Origin of the sequence: Terrimicrobium sacchariphilum (assembly GCF_001613545.1) — a bacterium.
Taxonomy (GTDB): domain Bacteria; phylum Verrucomicrobiota; class Verrucomicrobiia; order Chthoniobacterales; family Terrimicrobiaceae; genus Terrimicrobium; species Terrimicrobium sacchariphilum.
Genome location: NZ_BDCO01000003.1, coordinates 772176 through 790156 on the forward strand (window position 1 = coordinate 772176; position 17981 = coordinate 790156).

Sequence of the window (17981 nt, forward strand, 5' to 3'; positions counted from 1 at the left end):
CCATGAAGCGACTACATGGAATGATGTTCTTCGAAGGCGATGGCGCTCCCGGCGGAGGCAGCAGCGCTCCGGCGGCAACGCTCCTTTCTGGCGGCGAGGGGCAACAGCAGCAGGCGGAAGCGACGCCTTGGGTTGGCGCTGACGGAGCTTTCGCGGATGGTTGGACGTCGCGACTGCCGGAGGAATTCGGCGACGCTCGCGACGGTCTCGGAAAGTTCAAGACGGTCCCCGATTTGGCAAAGGGGTATCGCGAGCTCGAGAAAACCCTCGGGGCGAAGGGTGTCTTTGTTCCTGGGAAGGACGCCAAGCCCGAAGAGGTGGCGGCATACCGCAAGGCCGCGGGGATTCCCGAGGCCCCGGATAAGTACAACGTGAAGCCAGAGCAGTTGCCCGAAGGTTTCACCTGGCCCGCTGACGAGGCGCTGAAGCCAGTACTCGAGGCCGCGCACCGTCACAATGTCTCGGAGGCCGCTTTGCGTGACATCATTGGAGCGAATATGTCGCTACAGCAGACGGCAACGGAGGCTGTCGCCAAGGCGCAGCTTGAGGAGGGAACAAAATACCTCCGCGAGCAGTGGGGAGGGGAGTATGATGCTAATATCAAACTCGCTCTCTCGGCGGCGAAGGTTGCCGGAGTGGACGCGAAGACTCTACCTGGATTCACCGACCCGCAAACCGTCATGGCATTTGTGAACCTCGCAAAGAAGATCAGCGACGATCAGTTTGTGAACCCTGGCGGTTCTGGTGCGGGCGGTGGAAAGGGTGGCGCGGCTGAGGCTCGAGAGATCCAAACGAACCCGGAGCACCCGAAGTACAAGGCGTATCACGATGGTGATAAGGATACGCACGCGCTCGTCTTGAGCCTGTATAAACAGGGATAGGATTGCTTGGCATAGCTGGCCCGGCTTTGGATGAATCCTAGGCCGGGCCTTTCTTTTGCGTTGACGTATTACCTAGTCCATGTTCTAAGAAGACTGCGCGGACAACTTCTTTGAAGCCCGCCCCAAACCCGAAAGCTGGGACCTGCACGGTTGCAGATAATCCAGGTGCCGAAGGGGCGAACCTCACTTCAAAACTCAAAAGGAGAACTTTTTTTATGTCCAATGCACTCAGAAGCATCCCTGAGCACTACGTGACCGCGTATGCGACGAACTGGGAACATCTGTCGTCACAGATGATTTCCAGGCTCAAGGGGCAAGTCGCCTTCGATACGGTCGAAGGCAAGGAAAAGTCGTACAGCAAAATCGGAGGCGTCCAGTTTCAGCGCATCACAGAGCGGGCTGGAGCAACGCGAATCCAAGACATCACCACGAGCAAGCGGTGGCTTCGCCCGTACCCGTTCGATGCCGCTCACTACGAGGACGAATGGGACGAGAAGTTTCTCGGAGATGTCTCGAAGCCGGACAGCGACGTTCTGGTTGAGCATTCCGCCGCTTATGGGCGTCTCGCCGATCAGATCATCCTCGAAGCCGCTGTAGGTACTGCCTATACTGGCGAAATCGGAATGACCCCGATCACGCTGCCAGCCTCGCAGACGATCGCAGTTGACTTCGTTCGGACCGGCAGCGCCGCAAACAGCGGACTCACCCTTGATAAGCTACGCCGTGCGAAGCGCATCCTCGATGACAACGAGGTTCCGGATGATGAACAGCGAACCATCGCCGTCACCTCCGCTCAAATCGAGGACCTGCTTCGGTACACCGAAGTAACCAGCAAGGACTACAACATCGTCCAGGCTCTCGTTGATGGAACTCTGAACAAGTTCCTCGGCTTCGAGTTCAAGCGGGTGTCCAGCGACATCGTTCCGAAGTCTGGGAATATCCGGTCCGTTGTCTTTTGGAGCCGTCGCGGAATCAAACTGTCGGACAGCGGAAAGCAGTCCCACATGGACATTCTGCCTACGCAGTCGCACTGCTTGCAGATTCGATCGGTCGGCCTCCTCGGGGCCACGCGCGATGAGGAAAAGAAGGTCGGAGTGATCTACTGCGACGAGTCTGTATAACCCTCAAAGGAGAAAGGAACCCTGAAATATGGCAACTGTTAAAACAGATGTGGCGACCTCGCAGAGCTCGAATAGCGTGCGAGATCGCGGCGACAGTAACAAGGTGTCGGGAGACATCCGCATTGCGGAAGCTGTCTACACCACAACGGCGGGTTTGGCGGCTGGCGATATCATCGACATCGTTCAACTCCCGATCGGCGCAATCGTGCTTCCGGAACGCTCCTGGGTGGCGAATGAAGCCTCTGGCGGCACCGGCGCGGCGATCGCGAAGATCGGCGATGCGGAGGACGATGATCGCTACTCTGCGACCAGCATTGACCTGACCAGCGCTGGAGCACGTGCGGTTACTGCTGTCAATACAACCGCAGTGCTGGTCCGTACGCCCGTAACGAAGACCACGAACACCATCAAGGCGACCGTGGCCCTTACCAGCGGGAACGTTACGGCGGGCAAGCTGATCCGCTTCTCGATCGCTTACATCCTTCCCTAACGCCCGATTGGCGGTTGGTTGATACCCCGCCTTCCCGGTTTACTCATGGCCGGGGAGGCGGTAATCAGCCATGGCATCCCAGCCTTCTATTTGCAATCTGGCCTTGGCCCATCTCGGCAAGGCGGAAATCATGTCTCTGGATGACGATTCGCCGTCTGCCGCCCTGTGCAAACAGTTCTACGAGCAGACGCGCGATGAGGTCACGCAGAGTCACGCGTGGAATTTTGCCATTCGGCGCCAGACTCTTTCCCAGCTGGCGGAATCGCCTGTTTTCGGATGGGCGTACCAGTATCAACTGCCTGCCGACTGTCTGCGCATCCTGCAACTGAACGGATACGAGGTTTATCAGCCGGATTCCCGGTACGAGATTGAGGGCGGCAAAATGCTCACGAATGATGAGACGGCGCAGGTTCGCTACATCCGCAGGGTCGAGGATGCCACGCTCTTCCCGCCGCTCTTCGTTGAAGCCCTTGCGCTGAAGATTGCAACCCGCCTGGCAAAGCCGCTGAGCGGTTCCTCTTCCGAGGTTGAACGCCTTATGGCCGAGTACGAGCGGATTACAAAGCCGCTCGCGGTGCGCAAGGATGCCGCCGAGGGGAAATCCAAGGTGAAATTGCCCTGGGCGAATAGCCGCTTCGTGCGTGCTCGTTTCGGAGGCTAAGGGCCATGGCGTATCAGCTCATTCCCAGCTTCAACGCGGGCGAGATTTCGCCGTATCTGGATGCCCGCAGCGACTTCGAGAAGTACGCGGCAGGATGCCGGACGCTCGAGAATTTCATCATCATGCCGTATGGCGGAGTCTACCGGCGACCTGGCACCGAGTTCATTGCGCCCGCGAAGCTCTCCACAAAGCGCTGCCGCCTCATCGGGTTTAACTTCTCGATCACAACCCGCTTTGTCCTCGAGTTCGGGGAGCAATACATCCGCTTCTTTTCCAACGGGGTGCAGGTGACTTCCGGAGGCTCGCCGCTGGAGGTGTCGACGCCGTATCTCGAGAGCGAGCTCCGCGACCTGCAATACATCCAGATCAACGACGTGATGTATTTCACTCATCCCTCGCATGAGCCAATGAAGCTCACGCGCAAGGCGGATACCGACTGGACCTTTGCACCCGTCGCCTGGGACTGGCCCACCTTCCTTGACGAGAACACGGAGGCGACGACGATCACCCCGAGCGCGACGACGGGAACGGGAATCACCCTTACAGCCTCGGCCGCTTTGTTTGATGGCGGCCACGTCGGGGCATATTGGCAGATTGCGCACGCCCGGGCGAATGCCGCGGTGACGTTGGACCTCAGTGGAAACAACACGTCCAGCAGTATCGCGATTCTCGGGACCTGGGAACTTACCACTTACGGAACATGGTCGGGAACGGTGCAGCTTGAGCGGAGTCTCGACGGTGGCACAAGTTGGGAGGTTTTCCGTACCTTCAACGGGGCCAGCAATCGAAATGTCACGGCCTCGGGGAAAGAGAGCAAGGAGGCGCTTCTTCGAATGAAGATGGTCTTCACATCCGGCACCGGATCGGCACGGCTCGAGGCGGTCGATGCCCGGGAATATGGAGTAGTCAAAATCACTGCGATTACGGACGCCACGCACGCGACGGCAGATGTCATCAACTCCCTGGCCGGTACCAGCGCAACAAAGATTTGGAACGAAGGGGCATGGTCGATAAAGCAAGGCTTCCCCCGCACGGTCGCCCTGCATGACCAGCGGCTCTATTTCGCGGGGACGAAGAACCGGCCTCAGTCCCTCTGGGGTAGCGTCATCGACGACTTTGAAAACTTCCGGCTCTCCGCGCTGGATGACTCGGGACTTTTCTTCACTCTATCCGCTCAGGAATCGAATCCGATTCAATGGATGATTTCCCAGGCGTCTTTGGTGATCGGAACCGCCGGCGACGAGTGGACCCTCGGCAGCACGGACAGCAACTCAGCAATCACGCCGACAAACGTCAAGGCCTCGAAAGAGTCGAGCTATGGCTCGAAGTCGCTCCGCGCCCTGATCGTTAATGACGTGGTGCTTTTCGTCCAGCGGCAGGGGCGCAAGGTGAGGGAGCTTCTGTACTCGAACCAGACCGAGAGCCTCGTTGCCCAAGACCTGACGCTTTTGTCGGAGCATGTCACCAAGGGGGGCATCCTCGAGGCTGCGTTTCAGCAGCAGCCGGACGCCATTTACTGGACCATCACCGGGGCAGGGCAGCTTGTCGGGCTGACCTACGAGCGATTGCAGAACGTCGTGGGCTGGCACCGGCACACCACGGACGGCGAGTTTGAGAGCGTGGCCACGACGTACGGGGCGAGCGGCGGGGATGAAGTGTGGCTTTCCGTCAAAAGAACCGTCAACGGGCAACCTGTGCGCTATATTGAACGCTTCCGCACGGACTTCCGCGAGGTCTTCGAGAACGAGGACAAGGCAAACTGGTGGTATCTCGATTGCGCGGTCAGGGTGACGAACTCTCCCAAGAGCGCGAGCGTCAGCGGGCTTTCTCACCTCGAGGGGCATACGGTCGACATCCTGGCCGATGGCGCCGTATCGCCAGAGCGCACGGTATCGGGCGGGGCAATCACACTCCAGGCACCGGCGGAAACCGTCCTCGTCGGCCTGCCGTATACGTCGACGCTCAAGCCGATGAAGCTTGAGATGCAGGCATGGGCCAGCCGTGGCGTCAAAAAGCGGGTGCATCAGATCCTCGCGTCCTTTCTCAAATCGCTTGGCGGGCAGTACTCAACCAATGGCGTAAAGTTCTGGCCAATTCTCTCCCGGGCGACCGGGGATCAGATGGACGACAGTCCGCCGGTTTTCACGGGTGACAAAGACCTTGTGACCGGGGCGGACTATTCGCGGGCGGCAGACATCGTTATCAGGCAGGAACAGCCGTTACCGCTGACGGTGCTGGCCCTGACCGCAAAGTGGGATGCTTATGCAGAGTGAGGTAATTCCGAACGTTGAACTGCGCAGGTACACGCCCAATGATTACCCGATCATCGAGGCGTGGTGTCTTGCTGCCGGTATCGAACCTATCGCCAAGGGTGCATTGACTGACTACGGGGTGTTTTGCACCTACGGAGGGCGGGAGGTCGCTTGCGCGTGGTTCTACATCAACAACCGCTCTCCCGTGGCCAAGATGGAAAACCTGATCGAGGTACCGGAAAACCCGTACCCGGAAGCCCGCTTTGAACTCGTCGAGCTTTTCCGCGGCGAGGCGAAGCGGATGGGGAAGCTGTTCGACATCGACACTCCGCGCACCGGGGAAGCGATCGTGCCTTTCACGTTTCAGAACGAAGAAGCCTTTGACGCGATCGAGGCGGAGATCTCTCTTCATCCAGAGTCTGCGAAGGCTGAGGAACTGATGCCTCTCAAACATCGGTTTGTGCCTGGCATGTACATCCGGGAAATCTTCATCCCGGCCGGGACGCTGCTTACCTCGAGGGTTCACCAGACGGAGCACCCTTTCACGATTTCCATGGGGGATATTTCCGTAGTCACGCCCGGGGGCGGAGTGACCCGGCTGAAGGCTCCTTATACCGGCATCACGAAGCCAGGAACCCGGCGGATGCTCTACGCGCACGAGAACACCATTTGGACCACGTACCACGTCACCAAAGAAACCGACCCCATGAAGATCGTGCTCGGGGTGACGGATGCGCCAAGGAACCGCTTTTTAGGAGGATGCTGATATGTCGATGATGTGGACTGCGATCGGAACAACCGTTGTGAGCGTGGCGGCGACGGGTGTCGGAACCGGGATGAGCTATTTTGCGGCTCAGGATCAGGCTTCACAGCAGGCGGCTATCACGAACCAGAATTACGCTATCCAGAAGCGGAACGCGCAGATTCAGGCGAAGATCGGCCAGCAGCAGGCGAAGTACAAAAAGGCCTATGCGATGGCTGGCTACAAGGCCAAGCAGGAGAATGCGCTGACCTACGAGGCGCAGGCCGACGCGATCAACACTCAGGCCCGGGAGGCCGCTCGACGGATGCGGGAGCAGAATGACGCCGCCTTGGCCACGCAGCGAGCGGCCGTGTCAGCGTCTGGTGTCACAACCGAGGGATCGCCTATCATCGCCCTGGCGGAATCTGCCGGACGGCTGGAATTGGCCGTACAGGATTCGAAATGGCAGTCCGACGTGCAGGCGCAGCAATACCGGGAGGCTGCGAAGCAGGAGCGGTATCAATCCGCCTTCGACCTGATTGATACTCATATTGCCGACTACGAGGGCAAGCTCGCCAAGGTCGGGTTGTCGCTCAATCTCGATCAGGCGGCCCTTACCCGGTCTGCCGGACTGAGCGAGTCATCGGCCACGCGAACGGCGGCTTATGGAACGCTTCTAAGCGGGTTCTCATCGATGGCCAGCCAAGTTGGGGGAACTGACTGGTCGCAATTTACGAAGACAACGCCGGGAGGGCGGTATAATCCGCTGGCTCCGGTGCGAAAGGCAATCCGCGTTACCTAGCCGCGTTTGCGATGGTCTGCGCGTTGGCTGAATTGTTCAGGTTCTCCGCGTTCGACCGAGCGAACGTTGCCGCTTCTCCGGTCGAATGACGAACACCAGCCATCATCGAATCACGTTGCATCTGGTCAAGTTCTGCCTGTTGCAAGGCAAGCTCTTGCTCTTTCAGCTTCACCATTTTTCGCTCGTATGGGGTCATTGCAGCCCACTCGGCTGCTTCTTGCTTTTGAAGAGCTATGATACGGGCGTTCGCGGTCGACCAATCCTTATACTCGGACTCGTTGATGACTCCCTGAGAATAAAGCGTCTTGTAGTACGTCTCTCTCTGTTGAGGAGACATCGTTCGCGCAGCTTCAAGGGCTTTCTCCTTCCCGGTCATAGTGGAACACCCCACGAAGGCCAGAGCCAAAACGAGCGAAAGGAAAAGCTTCATGCCGGACGGCCTAAGCAATGTTGCGTCAAAAAGCAAGGCTGGAAAATCAATCTCATCCCGTGTATTGACTGACCCATGGCGCGCGTACCTATAGCTGAGATTCCCAACGCCCCGCAGGCCGGAGGCAATCCCGTCACCTCCCGAGGTCCCGGGGCGGCGCCGGATATTACTTCATCCGCCGGGAGCCTGATCCAATCGACAATCAACCCGCAGGCCTTCTCCGGAACGGCGCAGGCGATGGCATCGGTCGGGGCAGCGGTGGCCGGGGCAGGAGGGAAGGTGGCAGGCGTATTGAATGACTGGGCGGAACGGCGCCAGAAGGCGCAGGATTTGACCATAGACGCCCAGATTGATGCAGAATGGTACAATCTCACGGCGGATGTGACTAAGCAGACGGCGAACCTGCCTGGCGATCAATGGGAGCCGACGTTCACCAAAGCCTTTCAGGAGCGTCAGAAGAACTTTTCCGCCCTCCTCGATACCGCATCACCCGAGGCCCGGGCGAAATTTGAGGCGGACATGGTGCGCCGGGAGGCCGCGACGCGGAATCAATTCGCGGTCGATGGAAGCAAGAGGGCGTTTTCTGATGGCCGAGAGGCGATCTTGTCGGCGGCTCGCCGTGACTTCGTGTCGGGGAATTACGAGAGCGGATTCGGACGGCTCGGGAAGGCGAAAGACGCTGGTTTCATCACGGACACCGAGTTTCAGAACGAGCAATTCTCTGCCGAGCAGCAGGCGCGGGACTCGAGGCTGTACCAGTGGCTGAACATCGACCCGAAAGGATTCGCCGAGTACACGGCCCGAGTCGCCAAGGAGGGAAAGCCCGATGGCGACATCCAGACCCCGGAACAAGCCCGGCTTTGGGCGTCCCGGGCGAAATCGCAGTGGGAAGGCGTCCAGGTCGACACCCGCAAGGGTCTGCATGACGCCATCCTCGCTGGCGAGATCACCAGCGAGGCGGATCTTCGCAAGCGCGCAGCGGGCAACCTCGGGGAGACGGAAATCAAGAGCCTTACCAAAGCGATGTTCACGGAGATTCAATACGACTCCGAGACGGCTACGAAGCTCAACACCGATATTGAAAATGCCGACTTCTCGACCCCGAAGGGAGCGGACGAGTTGAACAGCCTGCAAACCCGAATCGAAACGACCATTCCGAAGCGGCTGCAGGGCGCTTTCTCCAGCCGTCTTTTCCAGAACTGGAACGCTTCACGGGATGGAAAGACGAAGACGCCGGAGCAGAAGTACTCTGCCTCTCTCATGTCGTTTATCGACAAGCTCGCTGACGATGGAGTACTCGGAGACACCGGCAAGGACAAGAAAGGGAAGGTCGTCGACAAGGCGAAGAATGCCGCCCTCTGGACGGACGCCGAAACCTACAAAGAGCAAATGCGCGCATGGCTGCGAGACAACCCGAGGGCGAACCCCGACGAGGCGCAGAAGCAGCTAAACTCCATCATGGGCGCACGACTCAAGGACGGCGCCGCTGCCCGGGTCAAAAGCGCGTGGACGGGATCGCTCCTGAATACCCTGGGAGATTGGGCGAGCAGCGCCGCCAATGGCATGAGCGAGTCGCGTTTCCGCTCAAACCCGCCGCCGACCTTGGAAGACCTGAAGAAGCAGGCGGATTCCGTGCTGCAGCTTCCCGAGCCTGACCCGACGAACGCGGACCCTGACCAACTCATCAAATGATTTCTGACCTCGAAGTAACTGGACTCGTCGACCGTTACAAAACGGCATCGCCTGCCGATCAACTCAAAATCCGAGCCGACCTAGCCGAATGGCGAAAGGCCAAGGATCAGGAGGCACGAGACGCGCAGGAGAACCATTTCCAGAGCCTCTTTACGAATCCCGAGTATCTGAGGCAGCAGCAGTCCGACCCGGCCTTGCATCAGGCGGAGAAGCTGAACCCATCCCCGGAGCCGATCATTATCGGGGCTAGCAATCGGGCGTTTCTGTCATTCCGTGAGGGGCGGGACATCTCGGGCACGGAATACCCTGTGTTGCGGGACGCCTACGCGCAAAAAGTCACCGGGAAAAAGACGGTCAGCGATGGCGAATTCTTCGACATCGTGAAGGGAGAGTACGAGACGAAGATTGCACGCGAAGGGGCGGTGCGTGACCTTCAAATGAAGGCCACGGCGCAGGCTTTGCAAGATGCGCTCGACGGTCGACAGACGAAGCTGGCCCCGGCATTCCGTCAATGGGCGGATGCCAACCGGAAGCTGATTGACGACAAGAACGAATCCCCGTTTTTGACCGAGGCTTTCAAGTCGTACCGGGGGACTCTGGCGGACATCGAGAAATACCGGGAGCCCGCAGCGGATGTGTGGAACACGCTTACCGCCGTCACACAGGGGAAGGCCGGGGATCAAGATGTCGCGAGACTCGGTGAACGGATTGCCACGATGCCGCGCGATGCACGGCAAAAAGTCTTCGCTTATGCAGCGATCGCGGCCGAGGCGAACGGGGTTGACCGCGGGGCGTTTGCTCAAGTGGCAAAGAACCTCGGCGAGTCCGTCTCAAGGAGCTTCGGATTTGTGGGGAATTTCGAACTGAACGGGCAGGAGGCGGCAATACGACAGATGGCCGCATATCTGCGGGACCCGGGATCAGAGGTGAAATCGAAGATCCTCGGAGACTATGCGACACAGCAGCTTGCTTCGAGCGATCGCGGGAAAAAGGCCTTGGCCGGTGAGCTCAGCGCCAGCGATAGCGAGGCCTTTGCAAAGGAATTGGAAAGCAAGCTTCCAGTGCTTCAGGCCGTCCGAGAGCTTAACGACTTGGCGAAGAATCGGATCGATCCAATCAAGATGGTCGCGAAGCCGGGAACATTCCTCGGCGCAGTCGAGCAAGGCGCGTACGGACTCGCGGGGTCAACCGGATACCTGGCGGCAACGGCGGTACCGGGAGCCGGGCTGATGCTCGGATTCGCGGCTTATCAGTCCGACGAATACAACCGCCTGCTTGTTGAGAATCCCGACATGGATCATTCCGCAGCCTGGGCGCTTTCCTCCGTGGAAGCCGCGGGGAATGCGCTCATTGACAAGGTGCAGCTTGACCGGATTCCGGCGCTCGCTGGATTGGCGCAGCATGTCCAGGTGAACGGATGGAGGAAGACGCTCGCGACGGGTGGGAAAATCTGGGCTGAACAGACGGCGCAGGAACTCGCTCAAAACGGAATTGCTCCCGTGCTCGAGACGATCGCGGCCTCGATGCGAACCGACATGACACCGAAGAATGCCGGTGAGGAACTCGATAAGTACATTCGGGACATCCCTGCCACGATGGCGGCAACTGGCTGGCTGGCTCTCATCGGCGCCGGGTTTGCGTCGGTGGCGGACTTCAAGAACCCGACTCAGGAAATTGATTCGGCTTTGAAGTTCTGGGGGTTCTCCGAGGAGCAGGCCGCGAGGATCAAGGCGGCGACGACTCCGGAGCAGTTTGACACGGCGATTCGTGAGGAAATGGCAAAGCGCACGCCCGAGAACATCGCCGCCGGGCGCAAGCAGGCAAACGAGGTTGGCGGCAAGGTCGAGCAAGATCAGAACGACCCTAGCAAGCCGACGATGGAGGCTATCACCAAGGCGGATGGCTCGCGGGTCTGGCGCGTAACCGGAGCTGATGGGAATCTTGATTTTGAGACGGCTGACCAAACCGCCGCCGAACAGGCTTACATTGATGCCGCGCGCCAAGCTGAATTTGACCGCCTAACAGCCGATAAGCAGGCCGCGCAGTCGGACGAAGGACAGCTAGGCGCCGGGAAGCAGGCGGGAGAAATCGCCTTGTTTGGCGAGAATGGCGGTGCTACTGATGGGACAAATGGAGCCTCCGGAGATAATTCACGAAGCGGGTTGCAGACGCGGCCGGGAATTGACCTGGAAGGCTCTGGATCGGGAATTGGCCCGGCGCGAGGCGAAGCGTCTCGGGTTGCCGACGCCTTTCGATCACTCGGATTCGAGATTCATGCCGGCCCCACGACCCGAGCCGGAATTGCCCGAGGGGATCGACTTGTTCTCCAGTACGACGGAACCGACATTGTAGGCCGGGAAGGGCAGGCCATCAAAGCCGGGGTGGAACCCGGGATGCACACCCGCGCCATTTTCGGCGAGGAGTTGATTCACGCCGCGGACTACGCGGCAACCAAGCGTCAATGGGAGGCCGCTGGAAAGCCCGGGGCGTTTTCCGAGTACTTCGACGCAAAGCATAAGGCGGTTTTCGACGACATCCGCGGCACGATCGACGCCGCGCCCGATGCGCTGAAAGAGCAACTCAGCAAGGCGGTGCAAGCGTCGTATCACCTCTATTTTTCCGAGCTTTCCCAGCCGGTGAAATCCGGGGCGGACTGGCGAGGGATTCTCTCCGAGATCGAAGGGCAAGGGCTGCAAGTGAAGTTCGTTGGTGAATTCATCCGCCAACTTGTGCAGATGAAGCGGCAGGGGGGGATAAACGAGGAGGTGCAGGCGAACGTCCTCGACCGGCTCATTCAGCAGTTGGCGGCATGGGTGCGGGGAGCGATCGCGGAGATCAAGCGGGCGGTACCTGGCGCGTTCCGGGGCGACTTCGGGCAGGAGACAAAGACCATGCTCGAGCGTATCGAGAAGGAACTCGACGGGATTCCCGGTAAGCCTCCGGAGCAGCTTTCGAATATCAATCCTCCCGAGGACGTGACCGGATTCGAAGCGCGCAAGCTTGATCCGGCACTGCATGACAAGATGGTTGCCGATGCGCTCGAAAAGCACATGAAGAGCCCTGATGGGCGAATCGGTCTCTTTGAGCGGGCACGGGAAAAACTGATGGCGCTGCGGGACGAGAACCAAGTCGCGATCGAAGGCATGAAGTGGTCAAACGCTGGAGCGGAGAAGGTCAGCCGGGAGCGCTTGATTCGATCCATCGGAGAACTCGACGCATTGCTTTCCGTCTTTCCTCCGGAGATACGCGGGAAAGTCGGAGGGTTCGCCGTGCTCTCGAAAATCGGCAATGGCGAAAAGGCCTTGGCTGACTTTTTCACAAAGCGCGTGGAGATGATCGGAACCGAGTTGGAGCGGTCTTTGAAGCGCGAGTACGGATCGAAGATGGCAAAGCTGATGGAGCGATCCAAGCCAGCCAAGAACCAGTCAGGCCAGAAGCGGGAAGGCAAAGCAGGAGCAGACCTGCACGCGCTATTTGACACGCTGCGCGATGCGATGGACTGGACGATCGACCGGGCAGAGGCGCACGTCACGGCATTGGAGGCACAGATTGCCAAGGGCGAGATGACGCCAGAAGAAGAGGCCCATGCGCAGATGGAAATCGGGCTTGTGCCTCTGGTCGCTAGTTGGAAGCAGGCCGATGCGGAGCGCCGGGCGGCGGCAGTCGCCAGCGCAACCGAGATTTGGGACCGCGGCTATCGGGCGTTCAAGGAACAGAAGATCCAGGAGCGCGAGCGGAGGCAAGCCATCCGGCAGCAGCTTATCACCGACACCGGGAAAGCCGGAACGGCCCCGGAGCGTGATGCAAAGGCGCTCGAAAACAACAGCCTGAAAGGGCGATGGAAAGATTCGCTCCTCGGACTTCTCAACTTTGAGCAAGTCTCCAAGTGGGTGTTTGGCGACAAGTCGATCGAGGCGCAACGGCTGGCCGACATGGAGCGCGAGGCATCCCACGCGAAAGAGGACTCCATCACGGAAAAGACCGTGGCTCTGGAAGACCTCTTTACCAAGCTGGCCGGGGATCGCTTCAAGGGTGAACGCCTTCGCTGGCAGATGGCGCAAAAGTCAATTACGGCCCCGCTGACGAACGGGAAAGAATCGCTCCATATGAGCCAGCTTGAAGCCATCACGGCAACGCTGCTTTGGAGGCAGGAAGACGGACGGCGGCACATGATTGGCCTTCTCGACGACTCAGGGAAGCCGGTGAGCGCCTGGCACTACAATCAAGACTTCATCGACAATATCGAGAAGCAGTTGACGCCCGAGGCCCGGGAGGTGCGGGCGTTCCTGAGCGAGCAGTACGCCGGCGAGTATGCCCGCCTGAACCCTGTCTATCGGGAGTTGAATGGAATCAACTTGCCGAAGAACGCGAATTACTCGCCCATCACGGTAGTTCCCCAGCAGGCTCAAGCAGGACAGACCATCGACCCGGTAACTGGCAATACGATGTCCACAGCATCAACCACGCCGGGAAGTCTTCGGACGCGATCCGGCAGGGTGGCCGAGCCGGATTTCCGCGATGCCCTGCAAGTCTACATCTCGCACACGAAGCAGATGGAGCATTGGATTGCGTACGCCAAGTTCGTGAACGAGGCGACGGCCTTGCTTAATAACCGCGACGTGGGCAACAGCGTCCAGGCGGCGAGTGGCGAGCAAGCCGTCAAAGTCCTTCGCGGATGGCTCGACTACTTTGGAAAGGGAGGGACACGCGACGCCGGGGCGTTTCTGGCGCTCAATCAAGGGTTGGGCCGGATGATGAACCGGGCGGCATCCGTGGCGCTCGTCGGGCGCATCGGGACAATCGCCGTTCAGTCGACGCAGCTTGCCGCCGGACTGGCGGAGATGCAAACAGGCTCGTATCTTTCTCGACTCGGGAAGCTTTTCACCGGGCAACTTGATTGGAAGGCGGCCTTCAATTCCGACTACATCCAGAGGCGGTTGAAGGAAATGCCGCCCGTCGTCCGGCAAGCCGTCGAAGGCATCCAGGCCGAGAAGCCGAATCGTTTGCGATATGCAGTTTCCAAACTCGGCCAGTTGATCGGCGGAACTGATGCACTGATGACGGCGGGAACGTACGCCATTGTCCATGATTACCAACTGAAACGGGCGCATGAGTCCGGATTGACCGGAGCCGATGCCGAGCGGGCGGCACGAGAGGCGGCAGAGCGTTCCGTGGATCGTATTGCCCAGCCGACACGACCTGGGGCGCGGTCTCTTTTCGAGAACACGGCGACAAATCCAGCAGTACGTCTCGCTTGGGCCTTTGCCTCGGACGCTCGCAAAAACTTCGGACTGATGGCCTATGCGCTGGCAAACCGTCCAGCAGCAGAGGCCGCGCGCGTCATTACCGCCGTCTGGATCGCAAATAGCGTCATGGCTGCCATTATTCGAAGCGCCTGGGCGGATGCCCGGAACGATGATGACGAGGAAATTTTCGACGCGAAGAACTGGAGTCCGAAGACCTTGGCGCTCAAGGCTGCAACCGACCCGCTGGCTGGCATCCCGTTCCTTGGCGACAAGGCGCAAGGAATGGTCTTGCGGGCGTTCGGCGTCTGGACGCCGGAGGGAGACATTCTTTCCGGTCTCGATCGAGCTACCGGAAGCGTACGCCGTATTGACGACTATCTCGCTGGTGACTTTGAAGCGAAAGACGTCTTTCGAGACGTGGACGCGATCCTTTCCGGGATGGGTTTGCTGAATAGCAACATAGCGGCTGCAGCTTCGCTTTCCCACCTGGCAAAAGACCTGTTCGGGGTCACAGAGAACGCAGCCGGGAAATAGCCGATGCCTAAGAAATCTTGCCTGTCAAGCAAAGCTGTTGTATTGACTGACCCATGAGCGTGCAGAGCGACACATCGCGAATCCAGTACAGCGGCAATGCGTCGACCGTCACGCCGTACCCGGTTCCGTTTTATTTCTTCGATGACACGGATTTGCGCGTCGTTGTCACAACCTCGGGGGGAGTCGATACCACGCTAGCTCTCGGGACCGATTACGCCGTGACCGGGGCAGGGGTTGAAGCGGGCGGAAGTCTCACCACGACCGCGGCGATTCCGAACACTTCCAAGGTGACAATTTTCCGTCAGGTGCCAATGACTCAAACGACGGTTTATGAGGAGAACTCCGACTTTCCGGCTAAGTCCCACGAACGCGCCTTGGATCGGGCAACCATGTTGGCGCAGCAGAACTCCCGAACGGTCGGGCGGTCGCTGAAGGTGCGCGAGAGCGACGGGGCGAAGAACGACCTTACGACCGTTGCAAATTCGGTGATCGGATTCGGCGGCGACTCTCAGCCACGGACATTCACTCCGGCGCAGCTTGCGGTGTGGCTAAACCTGACGCAGCAGGTTTTTGGGCAGGGCACAAAGACTTGGCTTACGAACTCTGATCGAGCTTCGGCAAAGCCTGATTTCCTCGGGCAGGTTGGGGTGCAGCTGGATAACGCCTCGCTTTGGGTAGCCAATGGCACATCAGCCGGGAACTGGACTGATCCCGTCCCCGGAATCGCTGACGGGTCCATTTCAACGGTTAAGCTCGCCGATGGAGTTCTCTCTGCCGATGCGACGGGTCGGGCAAAAATGGCTGATGCGTTCCTCACGCTGGCGAAGATCGGAGCGGGTATCTTTACGGCTGACTCCACGGGGCGCGGTAAGTTCGCTTCCGGCTTCGTGGATTCCAGTCTTTGCGCCTCGGGATTGTGGAGAGCAATAGCGCCAGCAGGATCTCTTATTCAAACGGTGTCCGCCTCGGTATCGGCCTCATCCAGCTTTTCAACAGCCATACCTCTTGACGCGACAATCCCGCAGAACACCGAAGGAACACAGGTTATTTCTGCGTCCATCACGCCATCAAGTTCCTCGTCAAAAATCAAGGTGTCATGGAGTTTGCAGTTGTCTCGTCAGTCAGGAACAGATCCAGACGTGATTGCTGCACTATTTAGCGGCGCTGCGAATGCAATCTTTTCGACGTGTTTCGAGCTATATGCTCGCCAGGAGAATCGTACCGCTGTCTACATTGATTCCCCGTCCACAACAAGCCCTGTGACCTATAGCGTTCGCGTCGGAGCCAGCGGGGGAACGACGATTTACTTGAACTCGACGCCATCCCTCTCAACGCTGCTTGGCGCTACAGCGGTATCAACTCTCTTTCTGGAGGAGATCAAGGGATGACGATCACTTCCGCAAGGTACGCGAACGTTGAACGCTCCGCTGTCGAGGTGCAGACGGTGGAGGCCGGAGCCGTGCTCGTTCCGCTCGATGGGCCAGACGTTTCCGGCGGGTGGCGGGTTATGTATTCCGCCTGGGCGCAGTCGAACGAGACAACGGCTTATATCGCGCCGGTTCGCTCACAATCGGTTTCTGAGCATCTGGCCGCTTTTGGGTTCGACGCCATAGCGCTAGTTAACCTTCTCGATACCGCGGCGAAATTTTCAGCCCAGGGCGTTCCGCTGCCTCAGAAATGCGCGGCAACTCGTGAATGGATCAACGCGGCACAACTCGCCTATGCCTCCGGCCAGACTCCTCCCGACGCACCCTACACCCTTCCCGGGCTTCTCGCGGAAATTGCACCACTCCTACAGCCATGATCGTTGAAAACTTCCGAACCATAATCGTTGATCTTGTCCCGACTCTGGACACCTCGGCCTATGCCGCCGGCGATGTCCTGTTTGATCGAACTGTGCTCGACATTGGAAACTACGCGAACCCGGGCCAGAGTGCCGTGCAGAAGATCCGGGGCCGAATCCTTTCGATCGGTGTACTCGACAAGGACGATCAGGGTATTGCGATGGACCTCTATTTTCTCAAGGCTGATGTGAGCCTGGGAACGGTGAACGCGGCTCCGTCGATCACGGATGCGAACGCCGAGAATATCATCGGGTTTGTCACTGCCACGGCTAGCAAGGATCTCGGCGGATGCCGATTCGGCCAGGCTGATTGTGACATCCGATTCTCGATCGTCGGTGAAACCCTCTATCTCGCCGGGGTGACGCAGGGAACTCCGACACACACGGCGGCGGGGCTGAAGTTCCGCATCGTGCTCGAACTCGAGGAGGGGTGGTAATGTCGGTGCCTTGGCGGCGGTCTTCTGGTATTGACCCCGACGCGCGGGCGTATTGCCTGCGAAGCGGGGCGACGGATCGGCGCGTGATGTCGGACTGGGTGCGCGGGCTGAAGGGGCTGGCCCTTTGGGAGCAGTGCGCCGGCTGGACATTTCTCCCGGGGCAATGTGCTGGCACGGGATCGGTAGCACATACCGTTGGCGGGCTGTACTCGACGAACGGCACGCTGGTTAATGGGCCGACATGGGGCCGGGGATTAACGATGACGGCTGCGAACGCGCAATATATCGCGACCGGTACCATTCAGAATGCAGCGGCGGCGTCCATCGCGGTCGTCTGCATGATTCCGTCCAGCACGACCGTCCTGCAAAACAACCTGTTTGGAGACTACGGAGGATTTTCCACCATCGGCTCTTACTCTCTGCACTTTGGCAGTCAGAACAACGGAAACTCGTCATTCGCGGGACCATCGAACCCATTCACCTTCTCCGGTAACGGATCGGAAGGCGGAATAAATAAGGGATCGGGTTACTACAAGGACGACAAGTATCATTTCCTCGCGCTCTCCGGAAATCGGGCGATCCCTTCCAATGAATTTTTCCAGGATGGCGAGTTTCTGCAAAAGTTTCCTACGTCAGCTAATGGTATTTTAGGGCAGCAAATCTATATCGGCGGCGTGGTCAATCCGCCAACGGCAACTTTTGCGGCAGCGCTTTACTTCCCCACGCGACTGAGCCAGGCGCAATGGGCGGGGGTCTATCAGCTCTATCGCTCGACGCTCGGAAAGGATCTCGGATTGCTATGAGTTTCCAAACTTATCAGCGCATCGTTGCGATTGATCCCGCGCGGGTT

At 59.0% G+C, this 17981-nt stretch carries 14 protein-coding genes; 13 read left to right on the forward strand and 1 reads right to left on the reverse strand.

Annotated features, from left to right (window positions below):
* The first annotated feature begins 2 nt into the window (after nucleotides 1-2).
* The 7 genes from TSACC_RS21060 to TSACC_RS21090 all read left to right on the forward strand — a co-directional run bounded on the left by TSACC_RS21060 (nucleotide 3) and on the right by TSACC_RS21090 (nucleotide 6949).
* Nucleotides 3-881 (forward strand): hypothetical protein, encoded by an 879-nt coding sequence (locus TSACC_RS21060; protein WP_153811576.1) that lies wholly within the window; start codon nucleotides 3-5, stop codon nucleotides 879-881.
* A 215-nt stretch (nucleotides 882-1096) separates the two neighbouring features.
* Entirely contained in the window at nucleotides 1097-2002 is a 906-nt protein-coding gene (locus tag TSACC_RS21065; protein ID WP_075081412.1) for a phage capsid protein, read from the forward strand.
* Between the two features lie 28 nt (nucleotides 2003-2030).
* The gene (locus tag TSACC_RS21070; RefSeq protein ID WP_153811577.1) at nucleotides 2031-2492 is read left to right on the forward strand and encodes a hypothetical protein; all 462 of its coding nucleotides are present in this window, start codon (nucleotides 2031-2033) and stop codon (nucleotides 2490-2492) included.
* A 70-nt stretch (nucleotides 2493-2562) separates the two neighbouring features.
* Nucleotides 2563-3153, forward strand: coding sequence for a phage connector family protein (locus tag TSACC_RS21075; protein WP_075081414.1), 591 nt, complete (start codon nucleotides 2563-2565; stop codon nucleotides 3151-3153).
* Between the two features lie 5 nt (nucleotides 3154-3158).
* Nucleotides 3159-5426, forward strand: a complete 2268-nt coding sequence (locus TSACC_RS21080; protein WP_075081415.1) for a phage tail protein — start codon at nucleotides 3159-3161, stop codon at nucleotides 5424-5426.
* A complete protein-coding gene (locus TSACC_RS21085) occupies nucleotides 5416-6171 on the forward strand; it encodes a hypothetical protein (protein WP_075081416.1) in 756 nt (251 codons plus the stop codon). The genes TSACC_RS21080 and TSACC_RS21085 overlap by 11 nt, the downstream gene beginning before the upstream one ends.
* Before the next feature lie 7 nt (nucleotides 6172-6178).
* Nucleotides 6179-6949 (forward strand): hypothetical protein, encoded by a 771-nt coding sequence (locus tag TSACC_RS21090; RefSeq protein ID WP_169809735.1) that lies wholly within the window; start codon nucleotides 6179-6181, stop codon nucleotides 6947-6949.
* On the opposite strand, the gene TSACC_RS21095 is transcribed toward TSACC_RS21090, so the two are convergent.
* Nucleotides 6942-7379, reverse strand: a complete 438-nt coding sequence (locus TSACC_RS21095; RefSeq protein ID WP_075081418.1) for a hypothetical protein — start codon at nucleotides 7377-7379, stop codon at nucleotides 6942-6944. The two genes, TSACC_RS21090 and TSACC_RS21095, sit on opposite strands and share 8 nt — an antisense overlap.
* A 75-nt stretch (nucleotides 7380-7454) precedes the next feature.
* Between TSACC_RS21095 and TSACC_RS21100 the strand changes: the two genes are divergently transcribed.
* The 6 genes from TSACC_RS21100 to TSACC_RS21125 are packed head-to-tail and all read left to right on the forward strand — an operon-like array spanning nucleotide 7455 to nucleotide 17934.
* Complete coding sequence (locus tag TSACC_RS21100; RefSeq protein ID WP_075081419.1) at nucleotides 7455-9071, forward strand: hypothetical protein; 1617 nt, start codon at nucleotides 7455-7457, stop codon at nucleotides 9069-9071.
* Nucleotides 9068-14851, forward strand: a complete 5784-nt coding sequence (locus TSACC_RS21105) for a hypothetical protein (RefSeq protein ID WP_075081420.1) — start codon at nucleotides 9068-9070, stop codon at nucleotides 14849-14851. Before TSACC_RS21100 ends, TSACC_RS21105 begins: the two co-directional genes overlap by 4 nt.
* Nucleotides 14852-14904: 53 nt before the next feature.
* Nucleotides 14905-16239: a virulence factor Pgp3 gene (gene pgp3, locus TSACC_RS21110; RefSeq protein WP_075081421.1), complete on the forward strand. Its 1335-nt coding sequence runs from the start codon at nucleotides 14905-14907 to the stop codon at nucleotides 16237-16239.
* Nucleotides 16236-16655, forward strand: coding sequence for a hypothetical protein (locus TSACC_RS21115; RefSeq protein WP_075081422.1), 420 nt, complete (start codon nucleotides 16236-16238; stop codon nucleotides 16653-16655). The genes pgp3 and TSACC_RS21115 overlap by 4 nt, the downstream gene beginning before the upstream one ends.
* Entirely contained in the window at nucleotides 16652-17131 is a 480-nt protein-coding gene (locus TSACC_RS21120; protein ID WP_075079055.1) for a hypothetical protein, read from the forward strand. Before TSACC_RS21115 ends, TSACC_RS21120 begins: the two co-directional genes overlap by 4 nt.
* Entirely contained in the window at nucleotides 17131-17934 is an 804-nt protein-coding gene (locus tag TSACC_RS21125; RefSeq protein WP_153811364.1) for a hypothetical protein, read from the forward strand. Before TSACC_RS21120 ends, TSACC_RS21125 begins: the two co-directional genes overlap by 1 nt.
* Nucleotides 17935-17981: the final 47 nt, after the last annotated feature.